Annotated in this window: 13 protein-coding genes; 8 read left to right on the top strand and 5 right to left on the bottom strand. The window is 68.0% G+C overall.

Annotated features, from left to right (window positions below; translation table 11 throughout):
• Nucleotides 1-10 precede the first annotated feature (10 nt).
• Nucleotides 11-229 (bottom strand): hypothetical protein, encoded by a 219-nt coding sequence (locus ABNQ39_RS09925; protein ID WP_376957339.1) that lies wholly within the window; start codon nucleotides 227-229, stop codon nucleotides 11-13.
• A gap of 344 nt (nucleotides 230-573) precedes the next feature.
• Here ABNQ39_RS09925 and ABNQ39_RS09920 point away from each other — a divergent pair, with 344 nt between their 5' ends.
• From ABNQ39_RS09920 to infC, 5 genes are all read left to right on the top strand, one after another.
• Nucleotides 574-948, top strand: a complete 375-nt coding sequence (locus ABNQ39_RS09920; protein ID WP_109048020.1) for a DUF952 domain-containing protein — start codon at nucleotides 574-576, stop codon at nucleotides 946-948.
• Complete coding sequence (locus ABNQ39_RS09915; RefSeq protein WP_376957337.1) at nucleotides 945-2,018, top strand: quinone-dependent dihydroorotate dehydrogenase; 1,074 nt, start codon at nucleotides 945-947, stop codon at nucleotides 2,016-2,018. Before ABNQ39_RS09920 ends, ABNQ39_RS09915 begins: the two co-directional genes overlap by 4 nt.
• Nucleotides 2,019-2,146: 128 nt before the next feature.
• A complete protein-coding gene (locus ABNQ39_RS09910) occupies nucleotides 2,147-3,412 on the top strand; it encodes an EAL domain-containing protein (protein ID WP_376957335.1) in 1,266 nt (421 codons plus the stop codon).
• Nucleotides 3,413-3,588: 176 nt separating this feature from the next.
• On the top strand, nucleotides 3,589-5,553 hold the full coding sequence (thrS, locus tag ABNQ39_RS09905) for a threonine--tRNA ligase (protein ID WP_376957333.1): 1,965 nt from the start codon (nucleotides 3,589-3,591) through the stop codon (nucleotides 5,551-5,553).
• Nucleotides 5,554-5,637: 84 nt separating this feature from the next.
• Nucleotides 5,638-6,165: a translation initiation factor IF-3 gene (gene infC / locus ABNQ39_RS09900; protein ID WP_109490724.1), complete on the top strand. Its 528-nt coding sequence runs from the start codon at nucleotides 5,638-5,640 to the stop codon at nucleotides 6,163-6,165.
• Nucleotides 6,166-6,242: 77 nt separating this feature from the next.
• On the opposite strand, the gene ABNQ39_RS09895 is transcribed toward infC, so the two are convergent.
• The 3 genes from ABNQ39_RS09895 to ABNQ39_RS09885 all read right to left on the bottom strand — a co-directional run bounded on the left by ABNQ39_RS09895 (nucleotide 6,243) and on the right by ABNQ39_RS09885 (nucleotide 9,676).
• Complete coding sequence (locus ABNQ39_RS09895) at nucleotides 6,243-7,658, bottom strand: CocE/NonD family hydrolase (protein ID WP_376957329.1); 1,416 nt, start codon at nucleotides 7,656-7,658, stop codon at nucleotides 6,243-6,245.
• 125 nt (nucleotides 7,659-7,783) lie between these two features.
• Nucleotides 7,784-7,981 (bottom strand): DUF2783 domain-containing protein, encoded by a 198-nt coding sequence (locus ABNQ39_RS09890; RefSeq protein ID WP_109445456.1) that lies wholly within the window; start codon nucleotides 7,979-7,981, stop codon nucleotides 7,784-7,786.
• A gap of 27 nt (nucleotides 7,982-8,008) precedes the next feature.
• A complete protein-coding gene (locus tag ABNQ39_RS09885) occupies nucleotides 8,009-9,676 on the bottom strand; it encodes an FAD-dependent oxidoreductase (protein ID WP_376957326.1) in 1,668 nt (555 codons plus the stop codon).
• A 274-nt stretch (nucleotides 9,677-9,950) separates the two neighbouring features.
• Between ABNQ39_RS09885 and ABNQ39_RS09880 the strand changes: the two genes are divergently transcribed.
• Nucleotides 9,951-10,589 carry a transferase hexapeptide repeat family protein gene (locus ABNQ39_RS09880; RefSeq protein ID WP_376957324.1) on the top strand — a complete coding sequence of 213 codons (639 nt, stop codon included), beginning with the start codon at nucleotides 9,951-9,953 and terminating at the stop codon, nucleotides 10,587-10,589.
• Nucleotides 10,590-10,598: 9 nt separating this feature from the next.
• On the opposite strand, the gene ABNQ39_RS09875 is transcribed toward ABNQ39_RS09880, so the two are convergent.
• Nucleotides 10,599-11,144: a MarR family winged helix-turn-helix transcriptional regulator gene (locus tag ABNQ39_RS09875; RefSeq protein WP_376957322.1), complete on the bottom strand. Its 546-nt coding sequence runs from the start codon at nucleotides 11,142-11,144 to the stop codon at nucleotides 10,599-10,601.
• A 158-nt stretch (nucleotides 11,145-11,302) separates the two neighbouring features.
• Here ABNQ39_RS09875 and ABNQ39_RS09870 point away from each other — a divergent pair, with 158 nt between their 5' ends.
• Together ABNQ39_RS09870 and ABNQ39_RS09865 are read left to right on the top strand one after the other, a co-directional pair.
• Nucleotides 11,303-12,427, top strand: a complete 1,125-nt coding sequence (locus ABNQ39_RS09870) for a homogentisate 1,2-dioxygenase (RefSeq protein ID WP_376957320.1) — start codon at nucleotides 11,303-11,305, stop codon at nucleotides 12,425-12,427.
• A 49-nt stretch (nucleotides 12,428-12,476) separates the two neighbouring features.
• Nucleotides 12,477-13,493 carry a fumarylacetoacetate hydrolase family protein gene (locus ABNQ39_RS09865; RefSeq protein ID WP_376957318.1) on the top strand — a complete coding sequence of 339 codons (1,017 nt, stop codon included), beginning with the start codon at nucleotides 12,477-12,479 and terminating at the stop codon, nucleotides 13,491-13,493.
• Nucleotides 13,494-13,635 lie beyond the last annotated feature (142 nt).

Below are 13,635 nucleotides of genomic sequence, written 5' to 3'. Positions count from 1 at the left end.
AGAGGGCGGGTCAGTCGGCGTGGTGGATCATCGACTGGTAGATCTTCCAGGCGATTTCGACCGACACGCCGCCGGCCCGCGCCCCGGCCGCCAGCATGGTGGCGCTAGGCTTCAGCGGCACCGCGGTCTGACCCGGCTCGCACAGCGCGCCCATGGCGGTGACCGACGCGCCCAGATCCGTTTCGCAGGACGAGGTCTTCTTCAGCAGGCTCATGGAGATGGCGTTCATGGCGGATCCTCCGTTGACTTGCTTCTGTCACAGCAAAAGCGGTGCCAACCGCCCGAGGCGGTCCAAATCCAGGAATTCCAGGGGATTCGCGGGGGGTTGAGCGGGCAATGCCCATAATCCGATGGCGAATGCCGCCGCCGAATTTCAAAAATACCCGCAAAATGCCGAATAGTTTCGAGTGTGCTTTGCAAAATGCAACGCGCGAAGCGTGCGGAATTGCAATCGGGGAGTCGATCTTGCGTTGTGCCATCAATCGCGATCCGCGAGATGGGACCTGTTACCGCCAAGCTGCGGCTTCGAGGTCTCTGGCCGCTGGGCATGCATTGCGTTAGTGTCCGACCGTCATGACCGACCGAATCATTCACCACATGTGCCGTGCGGACGAGTGGGACGCCGCCCGCCCGGCCGGCCGCTATCCCGGCTCGTCCCAGGATGTCCAGGACGGCTTTATCCATTTCTCGACCGCCGCACAGGTGGTGGAGAGTGCCGCCAAGCACCGCGCCGGCCAGGACGGCCTGCTGCTGCTGACGGTGGACGCCGACCGGCTGGGCGACGCCCTGCGCTGGGAACCGTCGCGCGGCGGACAGCTGTTTCCGCACCTCTACGGGCCGCTGCCGGTGGACGCCGCGCTGCGGGTCGATCCGCTGCCGCTGGGACCGGACGGGCGCCATGTCTTCCCGGCCGGCTTTCCCTTCACCCTTCAGGACCTCGTTCCGTGATCGACCTCTATCCGCTTGCCGGGCCGCTGCTGTTCCGCTTCGACCCTGAGACCGCGCATGGCCTGACCATCAAGGCGCTGAAGTCCGGATTGGTCCCGCCGGCCCGCGGCAGGGACGAGCCGGCGCTGCACACCCGCGTGTGGGGGCTGGACTTCGCCAACCCGGTCGGGCTGGCCGCCGGCTTCGACAAGAATGCCGAGGTGGTCGACGCCATGCTGAACCTGGGTTTCGGCTTCGTCGAGCCCGGCAGCGTCACCCCGCGGCCCCAGCCCGGCAACCCGCGCCCCCGCCTGTTCCGGCTGGTGGAGCAGCGCGCGGTGATCAACCGCATGGGCTTCAACAACGAGGGGCTGGAGGCCTTCGCCCAGCGGCTGGAGCGCCGCCGTGACTCGGCCAAGCGGGCGCCCGGCATCGTCGGCGCCAACCTGGGCAAGAACAAAGACACGGTGGACGCCGCCGACGACTATGTGATCGGCCTACGCCGGCTGGCGCCGCTGGCCGACTATCTGGTCGTCAACGTCTCCTCCCCCAACACGCCGGGCTTGCGCGCGCTTCAGGGCCGCGACCCGCTGCGTGCCCTGCTGGAACGGGTGCTGGAGGCGCGGGCGTCCTGCGGCCTGACCCGCAATCCGCCGCTGCTGCTGAAGATCGCCCCCGACCTGACGGTGGAGGACAAGAGCGACATCGCCGCGGTGGCGCTGGAGTCCGGCATCGACGGGCTGATCGTCTCCAACACCACCATCGCCCGGCCCGACAGCATCCCGGCGGCGATGCGCAGCGAGGCCGGCGGCCTGTCCGGCCGTCCGCTGTTCGAGGCCTCCACCTCCGTCCTGCGCGAGATTTATGCGCTGACCGGCGGCAAGCTGCCCATCGTCGGCGTCGGCGGTGTCGCGACCGGAGAGGACGCCTATGCCAAGATCCGGGCCGGCGCCTCGCTGGTGCAGCTCTATTCGGCGATGGTCTATGCCGGACCGGCAGTGGTCCACCGCATCCGCCGCGAACTGGCGGAGCTGCTGCGCCGCGACGGCTTCCGGTCGGTGGCCGACGCGGTGGGGGTGGATCACCGCTGATTCCGCGCAGGGCGGAGCCGGCGGCGGCGTAGCATTAACGGATCGTCAAGCGGGTGTCCCGACAGTGGGTCCCACGGTTGGAACCCCCGCAAGGTCCGCATCATGCTCCTGCCGGAGGCTGCGAACCCGTGAAGGCCCTGACCGCCGACTTCCGCCCCGGTACCGCCGTCCCGACCAGGGCGGTGCCCACCACCCTGGTTCCCATGATGACCCTGCTGACGCACCTCGTCTATGCGCTGGCCTACCTGATCGCCGGCGGTTCGGCCGGTGCGGCGCTGTGGGCGCTGCGTCCGGAGGCCGACCCGCTGGTGGCGTGGCTGGTGGGCGCGCTGGTGGTGCTGGCCGGCGCGCTGGTCCATGAGGCGGTGACGCGGCTGGAGCGTGAACGCAAGGCCGCCCGCCGCATCGCCCGCCTGAACGACCGGGTGGAGGAGCTGGCCCTGCTGCTGGAGCGGCGGCTCGCGGCCGATCCCGGCGCCCAGACGGACGGCGGGGTGCGGTACGATGCGGTGATGCAGGAGGTGAAGCTTCTGCAGTCGCTGGTCGCCCGCCTGACCGAGCGGCGTGCTCCCCGGCCGCCGGCCGCCAGTGCGGAGCGCCGTCCCGCGCCGTCCGCAGCGCCCTCTGCCGTGCCCATTCCCGCCGCGCCGGCCCCGATGGACGATGCGGCGGTGCTGGAGGCGGTGCGCGACGCGCTGAAGGCCGACCGCATCGACGTCTATCTCCAGCCCATCGTCAGCCTGCCCCAGCGCAAGCATCGCTTCTATGAAGTGTTCTCGCGCGTGCGGGCAGCCGACGGGCAGCAGATCATGCCCGACCGCTATCTCGACATCGCCGAGCGCGAGGGGCTGATCGCCACCATCGACAATCTGCAGCTGGTGCGTTGCGTACAGCTGATCCGCGAGACGGAACGGCGCCAGCACGCCATCGGCTTCTTCGCCAACATCTCCGCCGCAACGCTGGCCGATGCGGAGTTCATGCGCCAGTTCCTGAACATGATGGCGCAGAACCACGCCCTGGTGCCCAAGCTGGTGTTCGAGCTGAGCCAGCATGCCGTGAGCGCGGGCGGGGCGGTGACGATGGGCATCCTGTCGCAGCTGGCGCGGCTGGGCTTCCGCTTCTCGATGGATCAGGTGACCGACCTCGCCATCGACCTCGACCGGCTGCTGCGCCACGAGTTCCGCTGCATCAAGCTGGACCGCGCGCTGGTGCTGGATCCCGCCAATGCCGGGCGCATCCGCGAACTGCGCCACCGCTGCGCCGCCGAAGGCATCGACCTGATCGTCGAGAAGATCGAGACGGAGAACCAGCTGGTCGAGGTGCTCGACACCGGCTTCGACTTCGGCCAGGGCTATCTGTTCGGCGAACCGCGGCTGAGCCGGAAGCCGGAGTGAGGGCGAGGGCAGGTGTCCACATGGGACCGATGCCGGGTTGTGGCGGCAATGCAGCGTTGGTCTGTCCACACCCTTGATTTCCGCCACCGCGCTTGACATTCCCCCACGCGGCGATGGAAATTTCGCGTTCCCGGCCAAGTCCGGGCACCCGATGCGGGTGAGACCAACACTAGTAAATGGTGACTTCGGTGACGTCCAACATCGCCATCACGCTGCCCGACGGCAGCGTGCGGGAGTTCGACCGGCCGGTGACGGGGCTCGAGATTGCCCAGTCCATCGGTTCGCGCCTGGCCAAAGATGCGCTTGCCGTCAAGATCGACGGCACGGTGAAGGACCTCACCACCACCGTCACCACCAACGCCAAGATCGAGATCGTCACGCGCAACCACGGCGACGCTCTCGAGGTCATCCGCCACGACGCCGCCCATGTGCTGGCCGATGCGGTGCAGAAGCTCTATCCCGGCACGCAGGTCACCATCGGCCCGTCGATCGCCACCGGCTTCTACTATGACTTCGCGCGCGACGAGCCGTTCACGCCCGAGGATCTGGAGAAGATCGAGGCGAAGATGCGCGAGATCGTCGGGGCCGACATCCCCATCGTCCGCGAGGTCTGGGACCGCGACGAGGCGGTCGCCTATTTCAAGAAGCTCGGCGAGCATTACAAGGCCGAGCTGATCGAGGCGATCCCGCAGGGCGAGCCGGTGTCGATCTACCGCCAGGGTGACTGGCTGGATCTGTGCCGCGGCCCCCACGCCATGACGACCGGCAAGGTCGGCCAGGGCTTCAAGCTGATGAAGGTGGCCGGCGCCTATTGGCGCGGCGACAGCCGCAACCCCATGCTCCAGCGCATCTACGGCACCGCTTGGCGCGACGAGAAGGAGCTGAAGGCCTACCTGCACCAGATCGAGGAGGCGGAGAAGCGCGACCACCGCAAGCTGGGCAAGGAACTCGACCTGTTCCATGTCCAGGAAGAGGCGGTCGGCTCGGTCTTCTGGCATCCGAAGGGCTGGACGCTCTACCAGACGCTGGAAAACTACATCCGCACCAAGCTGAAGTCGGCCGGCTACGTCGAGGTGAAGACGCCGCAGCTGATCGACAGCTCGCTGTTCAAGGCGTCGGGCCACTGGGACATGTATGGCGACAACATGTTCAAGGTGGAGGCCGACGGCGGCGAGAAGCTGCTGGGCATCAAGCCGATGAACTGCCCCGGCCACGTCCAGATCTTCCGCCACGGCCTGCGCTCCTACCGCGACCTGCCGATCCGCATGGCGGAGTTCGGCGCCTGCCACCGCAACGAGCCGTCGGGTGCGCTGCACGGCATCATGCGCGTGCGCGCCTTCACCCAGGACGACGCCCACATCTTCTGCACCGAGGATCAGGTGCAGAGCGAGGCGGCCGAGTATTTCAAGTTGCAGCTCGGCGTCTACAAGGATCTGGGCTTCGACAAGATCTCGGTGAAGCTGGCGCTGCGTCCGGACGTCCGCACCGGCGCCGATGAGCTGTGGGACCGGGCCGAAGGGGCGCTGGCTCAGGCGCTGCGCGATGCCGGGCTGGAGTATGAGGAACTGCCCGGCGAGGGCGCCTTCTACGGCCCGAAGGTGGAGTTCCACCTGACCGACGCCATCGGCCGGACCTGGCAGTGCGGCACCTTGCAGTACGATCCGAACCTGCCGGAACGACTCGATGCCAGCTATATCGGCGAGGATGGCGCCCGCCATCGTCCGATCATGCTGCACCGCGCGATCCTGGGGTCGATGGAGCGCTTCATCGGCATGCTGATCGAGCATTACGCCGGCAAGTTCCCGCTGTGGCTGTCGCCGGTCCAGGTGACGGTCGCCACCATCACCAGCGAGGCCGACGGCTATGCCGAGGAAGTGGCCAAGCTGTTGAAGCGCAAGGGCCTGCGCGTCGAACTCGACACCCGCAACGAGAAGATCAACCTGAAGGTCCGCGAGCACAGCCTGCAGAAGGTGCCGCTGATGCTGGTGGTTGGAAAGCGTGAGGCCGAAGAGCGTACGGTCGCGCTCCGCGTGCTGGGTGGCAAGGATCAGGAAATTCTTGCCCTCGACGCGGCGGTTGATAAACTGCTTGAGGTTGCGAAATCGCCCGCCGGCGAGACCGTGACCGATTCGCCATTCTAACAGACCGCGTGACGCCGCCGGCCGCTCCTCTGGACGGCCGGCTTCCACGTGGTTTCAGACCACGGAGAAGCGTCCATAGCCAGGATCCCGTCCGAAGCCGCCCCGACCCGCGATGGCCCGCGGGTTAACCGGGAGATCTCGGCTCGTTCCGTCCGTCTCGTCGGTGCAGATGGCGAGATGATCGGGGTGGTGTCGTTGCGCGATGCTTTGCTGGCTGCCGAGGATGCCGGTCTCGATCTGGTCGAGATCGCTCCCCAGGCGGAACCGCCCGTCTGCAAAATCCTCGACTATGGCAGGTTCAAGTACGAGGCGCAGAAGAAGGCGAACGAGGCCCGCAAGAAGCAGAAGATCATCGAGGTCAAGGAGATCAAGCTCCGGCCGAACATCGATGACAACGACTATGACGTGAAGATGCGTTCGGCGCGCCGTTTCCTTGAGGAAGGCGACAAGGTCAAGGTGACCCTGCGCTTCCGCGGCCGGGAAATGGCGCACCAGGATCTGGGGATGAATGTGCTGGTCCGCGTCCGCGACGAGCTGGAGGCGCTGGCGAAGGTCGAGCAGATGCCGAAGCTCGAAGGCCGCCAGATGGTCATGGTGCTGGCCCCGCGCTGACCCGTGGTGATGTTGTGAAAAAGGCCCGTCCGGGATGCCGGACGGGCCTTTTCATTTGTGGTGACGAGGGAGTTGCCTCAGCGCAGCGGCCGGTCGTCGAGGATGACGACATAGCAGGTGTGGCGGGTGAATTTGGCGCAGTTGTCGAGTGCGGCGCGGCGGGCGGCGTCCTCGCTCGGCATGCCGGACTTCCAGCCGAAGGCGCCGTCCTGCGACACGGCGAAGGCCTTGCGTCCGGCCGCCGAGACATAGGCGTCGAACTTCTCGCGTCCGGCGGTGGACAGCTCCGGCGGCGGCTCCAGCCTGACGCGCGTGCCGCGCGGCCCGTCCGGCGCGACAGCCATCGGGGCGGCCATTGGGGCGGTAGCCGCCATGTCGGCGGCACCGCCGGACGGCCGGTCGTTGAGATAGGCGATGCGGCAGCCCTTCTGGGTGTGCGACATGCAGTTTTCCAGGGCGCCCTTCTGCGCCTCGTCCAGGCTGCGCAGGCCGGACTTCCAGCCGAAGGCGCCGTCGGGCGAGACGGCGAAGGCCTTGTTGCCGCCGGCTTCGACATAGGCGGGGAATTTGGCCCGGTTGGTGGCCGACAGTTCCGACGGCGGCGGGAGTGCCGGCAGCGAGACGGTGATCGGCGTGCCGCGCGGCGCCAGCCCGGTCTTCGTCAGGAAGCCGTCGACCATCGGCGTCCATTGCGGGATGGCGGCGCTGAAGAAGGAATGCCCGTCCTTGCCATTTGGCGGCGCGGCGATGAACTCCGCCCGCCCGCCCGCCTGGGTGAAGGCCTCCCACAGGCGCCGGGCGAGGTCGGGGCCGAAGAACAGATCGTTCTCGGCATAGATCCACAGGGTGGGAACGCGCGACGTGCGGCCCATGGTGCCGAAGGCGCCGACCAGCCGGTCCTCCTGGCAGACCTGATTGTCGGCGATGGAGCCGCGGCCACCGGCGAAGCTGATGACCGCCTTCAGCCCCGGCGGCGGATCGGCGCTGAGCGCGATGCTGGCGAGCCCGCCGGCCGACACGCCCACCGCCAGGATGCGGCTGGCGTCGGCGAAGGGCTGCGCCGCCACATAGCGGATGGCCTGCCGCAGATCCTCGGCGCTCTGGCGGGCGGAGCGCAGATAGTCCGGGTTGTTGCAGGAACCGGTCGTTTCGCTGTAGGGGCCGTCCGACCCGCCATAGCCGCGCCGCATCACCGCCACCACGGCCCAGCCGCGCCGCGCGAACTCGCGTGCTTCCGGCAGGTAGCGCAACGGCGTCATCTGTGCCCGTTCCGCCGCGTCGCGTGGCGTGCCGTGACTGAGGATGGCGATGGGGTAGGGGCCGGGCCCGTCCGGCCGCAGCAGCATCGCCTCCAGCGTGGCGGATGTGCCGTCGGGGAAGCGCGCCGGGATCGGCAGCGCCGTCTGCGTCAGACCTTCGGCCAGGGCGGGACCGCAGCACAGCAGCAGGAAGAACAGGGCGAACAGGCGGCGCAGGGTCATGGCGGGAATCATGGGCTGGCGCAGTCTCCGCAAGGGAAGGGCTCTTGCGCCTTTGTACGCCATCCTGGGCTTGGCGTCAGCGGGGAGGTGGAGGGGAAGAGGCGGCTGACGACTGCCCCCTCCCTGACCTTTTCCCTCTACTCTATCCCCTGCCGCGCCACGCGCAGCGCCTCGGCCAGAACCTCCGCGTCGCCGATGTGGTTGGCGAGCAGCAGGATCAGCTTGGCATTCAGCCGGGTGCTCTGCTCGGGCGTCAGATCGCGGTGGCTGTCGATCAGCAACTGGTAGACGTCGTCCGGGCTGGCGAAGCGCTGCTCGGTCATCAGTTTGGCCATGGGAAGGGCTCCGAAAAAATCAGGAAATCAGCGGCTGACCACGTGGCCGACCGCGCGGTCCAGCGCGGCGGACAGCGCCGCGGCGTCGAAGCGGCGCCAGCGGGCGGCGATGTGCTGGTCGGGGCGGATCAGATAGACGCTGCCGGGGGTCAGGTCATAGCGCTCGCGCAGCCGGCCGGCGCTGTCCACCAGCTCCCCGGCGATGCCGCGGCGGCGGTCGGTCACCGCGTGCCAGACCAGCGGCAGCGGCCCGGCGGCAAGGCCGTCCAGCGCGTCCGCCACCTCTGCCGGAACTCGCCCGTCGCCTGCGGCGTAGAGCACGGTGAAGCGGCCGTCCAGCGCCTCCATCAGCCAGCCGGACAGGCCGTCACGCTCCACCGGCGCGTCGGTGGCCGGGGCGCCCGGCACCATCCTTCCGGCGAAGCCGTCGCCGTCCGGCGTGTTCAGCGGGCTGTCGGTGTAGGTGGTGGGGGTCGACAGGCGGCCGGAATTGACCAGCGCGCGGGCGAAGGGCTGGTCGACCGCCAGTTCCAGCACGGCGTCGCGGAAGACGCGGCTCATCTCGCTCTTCGGCGTGATGAAGTCGGTTGAGCGGGTGGAGTTCAGGATATTCTCCTTTGCCGCCGCCACCCGCTCGTCGCTGTAGCTGTCCAGCAGCGAGTCCGGCGCCTTGCCCTCCAGCACCAGCGCCAGCTTCCACACCAGATTGTCGGCGTCGGGCACACCGCTGTTGGCGCCGCGGGCACCGAAGGGCGAGACCTGATGGGCGCTGTCGCCGGCGAACAGGATGCGGCCATGGCGGAACCGGTCCAGCCGGCGGCACTGGAAGGTGTAGACCGACACCCATTCCAGCTCGAAGGGCGTGTCGGCGCCCAGCATCGCCTGGACGCGCGGGATGACGCGCTCCGGTTTCTTCTCCTCCTCCGGGTCGGCGTCCCAGCCCAGTTGGAAATCGAGGCGCCAGACATTGTCGGGCTGCATGTGCAGCAGGGCCGACTGTTTGCGGTGGAAGGGCGGGTCGAACCAGAACCAGCGCTCCGCCGGGAAGTCGGCCTTCATCACCACGTCGGCGATCAGGAAGCGGTCCTTGAACACCTCGCCCTGGAACTCCAGCCCCAGCATCTTGCGCACCGACGACTTGGCGCCGTCGCAGGCGATGACCCAGCCGGCCTCGATCGCATGGACGCCGTCGGGCGTCTCGACCTGAAGCACGACATGGTCGGCCTCCTGCTTGGCGGAGATGACGCGCGAGAGCCAGCGCAGGTCGATCAGCTCGCTCTTGCGGGCTTGCGCGACCAGGAAATCCTCCAGGTAATATTGCTGGAGGTTGATGAAGGCGGGGATTTTGTGGTCCGGCTCCGGCAGCAGGTCGAACTGGTAGACCATGCGGTCGCCGTTGAAGACCTTGCCGATCTTCCACACGACGCCCTTGTCGATCATGCGCTGGCCGACGCCCAGCCGGTCCCACACCTCCAGCGCGCGCTTGGCATAGCAGACGGCGCGGCTGCCGACGCTGACGGTGTCCTCGGCGTCGAGCACCACCACCGGCACGCCCTTGCGCGCGAAGTCGAGTGCCGCGGTCAGCCCGACCGGGCCGGCGCCGACGATCACCACCGGATGGCGCCGGACACTGCCGGTGCGCTGTTCGTCGGAGGGTGTGAAGCTGTATTTCGGATAGCTGAAGGTCGCGTGCATCGGGCGTTTCCTCCCCCGGAAACAATGATCGCCGAAAGGCGGGACTGGGCGCGTTGGCGGATTGTTATTGTTGCCAACGATACAGTTTCATTTGATACCAATCAAGCCCTGCCATCGCTCCCGGCAAGGGGGCCAGTGAAGCGATACAGGTATGTTCACTGTGACGGAAAATCAGTATCGCGTACAGCCTGCGGCGGTGTAGCCTTGCGGCAAAAGATCGGCCGCAGACAGCCGAACAAGACAGCCGAACAACGACACCGAGGAACGCCCGCTCATGACCGCCCCGACCGCCTTTCCGACTTTGCCGCGCCCGACCGTCTACGCCATCGACGGCGTGATCCCGGTGATCGATCCGACCGCCTTCGTCCATCCCTCCGCCGTGCTGATCGGCGACGTGGTCGTCGGGCCCGGCTGCTATGTCGGTCCCTGCGCCAGCCTGCGCGGCGATTTCGGCCGGATCGTCCTGCACCGGGGCAGCAACGTTCAGGACAACTGCACGATCCACGCCTTCCCCGGCCATGACGCCATCGTCGAGGAGGACGGCCATGTCGGCCATGGCGCGGTGCTGCACGGCTGCGTCGTCCGCCGCAACGCGCTGGTGGGCATGAATGTGGTGGTGATGGACGGGGCGGAGGTCGGCGAGGAGTCCATCGTCGCCGCCATGGCCTTCGTCAAGGCCGGCTTCGTCGTGCCGCCGCGCACGCTGGTTGCCGGCCTGCCGGCCAAGGTGATGCGCGAGCTGCGCCCCGACGAGATCGCCTGGAAGTCGGAGGGGACGGAGGAATACCAGCGCCTCGCCCGCCGCTCGCTCGCCACCATGGTCGCCTGTGCGCCCCTGGAGGCGGAGGAACCCGGCCGCGGCCGCGTCGATGCCGGCACCAGCCAGCCGCTGCACAAGGTGAAGGGGGCCTGACCGGCTCCCTTACTCGCCCGCGGCTTCTGCCTGCGCGCCAACCGGCGCCGGACGGGTGGCGAGCTGGTCGGCGCGGGCCTGGAGCTTCGACAGCAGCGTGTCGAGCTGCGCCCGCTCGTCGATCGACAGGGCGTCGGTGACCTCTTCCTCGTAGGTCAGCGCCATCGGCACGATCTCCGCATAGATCGCCAGCGCCTTGGGCGTCAGGGTCAGCAGCGCCTTGCGCCGGTCGGTGTCGCCCGACTCGCGCAGGATCAGCGCCGAATCCAGCATGCGGCTGATGGCGCGGCTGACCTGCACCTTGTCCATCGCCGTGCGCTGGGCGATCTCGCCCGCGCTCATCGTCTCGCCGCCGCCCAGCACGGCGATGATCCGCCATTCCGGGATCGTGATGCCGAACCGCTTCTCGTACAGCTTGGCCAGCGTGTGGCTGACCGTGTTGGCCAGCACCGACAGCCGGTAGGGCAGGAAGCGCGTCAGATGCAGCGCCGGCAAATCCGTCTGGCCGGATGCTGAACTGGCGGAAGCGGTGCGGGAACGGCGGGCAGGCGGCATCGGCGGCGCATCGTCTGTGGGGAGGGTCGCGGGTGCCCCATCCTGCGCTGTAATTTGGCTCTTGCAACAGTTTCAAACGAAACTAAAATGGCGGCAACGGAACAAGCCTGCCGGCGCCCGATGCGGAAACGTCCGGCGGCAGTGAGTGGGGAAGCGCCATGAAGAACTGGATTTCGTTTCCGAAGGTTGAGGGCACCGCGTCGCGTCAGGCCCATGTCCGGCTTCCCGCCGGCACCTACGAGCGCGAAATGGGACGCGAGGGCTTCTTCGGCCCGGCGACCCAGATGCACCATGCCCACCCGCCGACCGGCTGGACCAGCTTCGACGGGCCGCTGCGGCCGCGCGCCTTCGACCTGAACCATGTCGACACCATGCCCGGCTGCCCGCTGGAGGCGCCGGCCCTGATGGGCAACGGGGCGACCCAGGTCCGGCTGTGGCGCTTCAAGGGCAGGATGGACCATCTCGTCCGCAACGCCGACGGCGACGACCTGCTGTTCTTCCACCAGGGCGGCGGCCACCTGTTCTGCGATTACGGCCATCTGGAGGTACGCGAGGGCGACTATGTCGTGCTGCCGCGCAACACCTGCTGGCGGCTGGAGACGGATGAGGCGGTGATGGTGCTGATGGTGGAGGCCACCAACGACGCCTACAAGCTGCCGCACAAGGGGCTGGTCGGCACCCATGCCATCTTCGATCCGGCGGTGCTGGACGTCCCGGCGCTGGACGATGCCTTCCAGGCGCAGAAGCACGAGCGCGAGACCCTGGTGCGGGTGAAGAAGCGCGGGCAGCTCTGTGCCATGACCTATCCGTTCAACCCGTTGGATGCCGTGGGCTGGCATGGCGACCTCGCCCCGGTGCGGCTGAACTGGCGCGACATCCGGCCGCTGATGAGCCACCGCTACCATCTGCCGCCGTCGGCGCACAGCACCTGGATATCCTCCCGCTTCATCGTCTGCACCTTCGTGCCGCGTCCCATCGAGTCGGACCCGGAGGCGCTGAAGCTGCCCTACTACCACTCGAACGAGGATTTCGACGAGGTGCTGTTCTATCACCGCGGCCAGTTCTTCTCGCGCGACAACATCCATCCCGGCATGGTCACCTACCACCCCTCGGGCTTCCCGCACGGGCCGCACCCGAAGGCCTACGAGGTGGCGCAGAAGTTCGAACGCAAGGAGACCGACGAGGTCGCGGTGATGATCGACACCCGCGATCCGCTCGACGTCTATCAGGCGATGGACGGTGTCGAATGGGGCGGCTACGCCGACAGCTGGAAAGCGAAATGAGCGGCCAGAAAGCCGCCGGACGCTGAATTCCGAGGAAGGGAAGAGACGAATGAAGCTGGCAAGTTTGAAGGCGGGCGGGCGCGACGGCACCCTGGTCGTGGTGTCGCGCGACCTGACCCGCGCCGTCCCGGTGCCGGAGATCGCCCGCACCCTGCAGGCGGCGCTGGACGACTGGACGGCGCTGGCGCCGAAGCTGGAGGAGGCCTATCGCGCGCTGAACGCCGATCCGTCCTCCGGCCGGCCCTTCGACCCGGCGCTGGCGGCCTCGCCGCTGCCGCGCGCCTACCAGTGGGCGGACGGGTCGGCCTACGTCAACCATGTGGAGCTGGTCCGCAAGGCGCGCGGTGCCGAGATGCCGCCCAGCTTCTGGACCGACCCGCTGATGTATCAGGGCTGTTCCGACAGCTTCCTGGCACCGACCGACCCGATCCTGGCGGCGACCGAAGCCTGGGGCATCGATTTCGAGGCGGAGATCGCGGTCATCACCGGCGACGTGCCGATGGGCGTTTCGGCCGAGGCGGCGCGCGGGCAGATCAGGCTGCTGATGCTGGTCAACGACGTCAGCTTGCGCAACCTGATCCCGGCGGAGCTTGGCAAGGGCTTCGGCTTCTTCCAGTCCAAGCCGGCCTCCAGCTTCTCCCCCGTCGCGGTGACGCCGGACGAGCTGGGCGAGGCCTGGGACGGCGCCAAGCTGCACCGTCCGCTGGTGACGACGCTGAACGGCGAGCCCTTCGGCAAGCCGGATGCCGGGGTCGACATGACCTTCGACTTCCCGACCCTGATCGCGCATGCCGCCAAGACCCGCCATATGGCGGCCGGCAGCATCGTCGGCTCGGGCACGGTGTCGAACAAGCTGGACGGCGGTCCCGGCAAGCCGGTCGATGCCGGCGGCGTCGGCTATTCCTGCCTTGCCGAGCTTCGGATGATCGAAACCATCGAGCATGGCGCGCCGAAGACCCCCTTCATGCGCTTCGGCGACCGGGTGCGGATCGAGCTATTCGACGCCGCTGGTGCCAGCGTGTTCGGCGCCATCGACCAGCAGGTGGTGCGGTACGACGGGCCGTAAGGGACGGCTTCCGCACCGGTGCTCGGTCATTGTCCTGGGTGTGGGACAAGACGCCGGCGGGGCTTTTTCGCTCCGCCGGCGGGCTTTTTCGCAGTTGCAGCAATACCGTTCGCTTGGCCTCCCAGCCACGGCACCCGGTCCG

The sequence above is a fragment of the Azospirillum sp. A26 genome (assembly GCF_042604635.1).
Taxonomy (GTDB): Bacteria; Pseudomonadota; Alphaproteobacteria; order Azospirillales; family Azospirillaceae; genus Azospirillum; species Azospirillum palustre.
This window is presented reverse-complemented; position numbering and strand designations above follow the sequence as displayed.

Coding starts and splice junctions, on each gene's coding strand:
- ABNQ39_RS09925 (WP_376957339.1), bottom strand. CDS start 229: ATGAACGCCATCTCCATGAGCCTGCTGAAGAAGACCTCGTCCTGCGAA.
- ABNQ39_RS09920 (WP_109048020.1), top strand. CDS start 574: ATGACCGACCGAATCATTCACCACATGTGCCGTGCGGACGAGTGGGAC.
- thrS (WP_376957333.1), top strand. CDS start 3,589: ATGGTGACTTCGGTGACGTCCAACATCGCCATCACGCTGCCCGACGGC.
- ABNQ39_RS09895 (WP_376957329.1), bottom strand. CDS start 7,658: ATGATTCCCGCCATGACCCTGCGCCGCCTGTTCGCCCTGTTCTTCCTG.
- ABNQ39_RS09890 (WP_109445456.1), bottom strand. CDS start 7,981: ATGGCCAAACTGATGACCGAGCAGCGCTTCGCCAGCCCGGACGACGTC.
- ABNQ39_RS09885 (WP_376957326.1), bottom strand. CDS start 9,676: ATGCACGCGACCTTCAGCTATCCGAAATACAGCTTCACACCCTCCGAC.
- ABNQ39_RS09880 (WP_376957324.1), top strand. CDS start 9,951: ATGACCGCCCCGACCGCCTTTCCGACTTTGCCGCGCCCGACCGTCTAC.
- ABNQ39_RS09875 (WP_376957322.1), bottom strand. CDS start 11,144: ATGCCGCCTGCCCGCCGTTCCCGCACCGCTTCCGCCAGTTCAGCATCC.
- ABNQ39_RS09870 (WP_376957320.1), top strand. CDS start 11,303: ATGAAGAACTGGATTTCGTTTCCGAAGGTTGAGGGCACCGCGTCGCGT.
- ABNQ39_RS09865 (WP_376957318.1), top strand. CDS start 12,477: ATGAAGCTGGCAAGTTTGAAGGCGGGCGGGCGCGACGGCACCCTGGTC.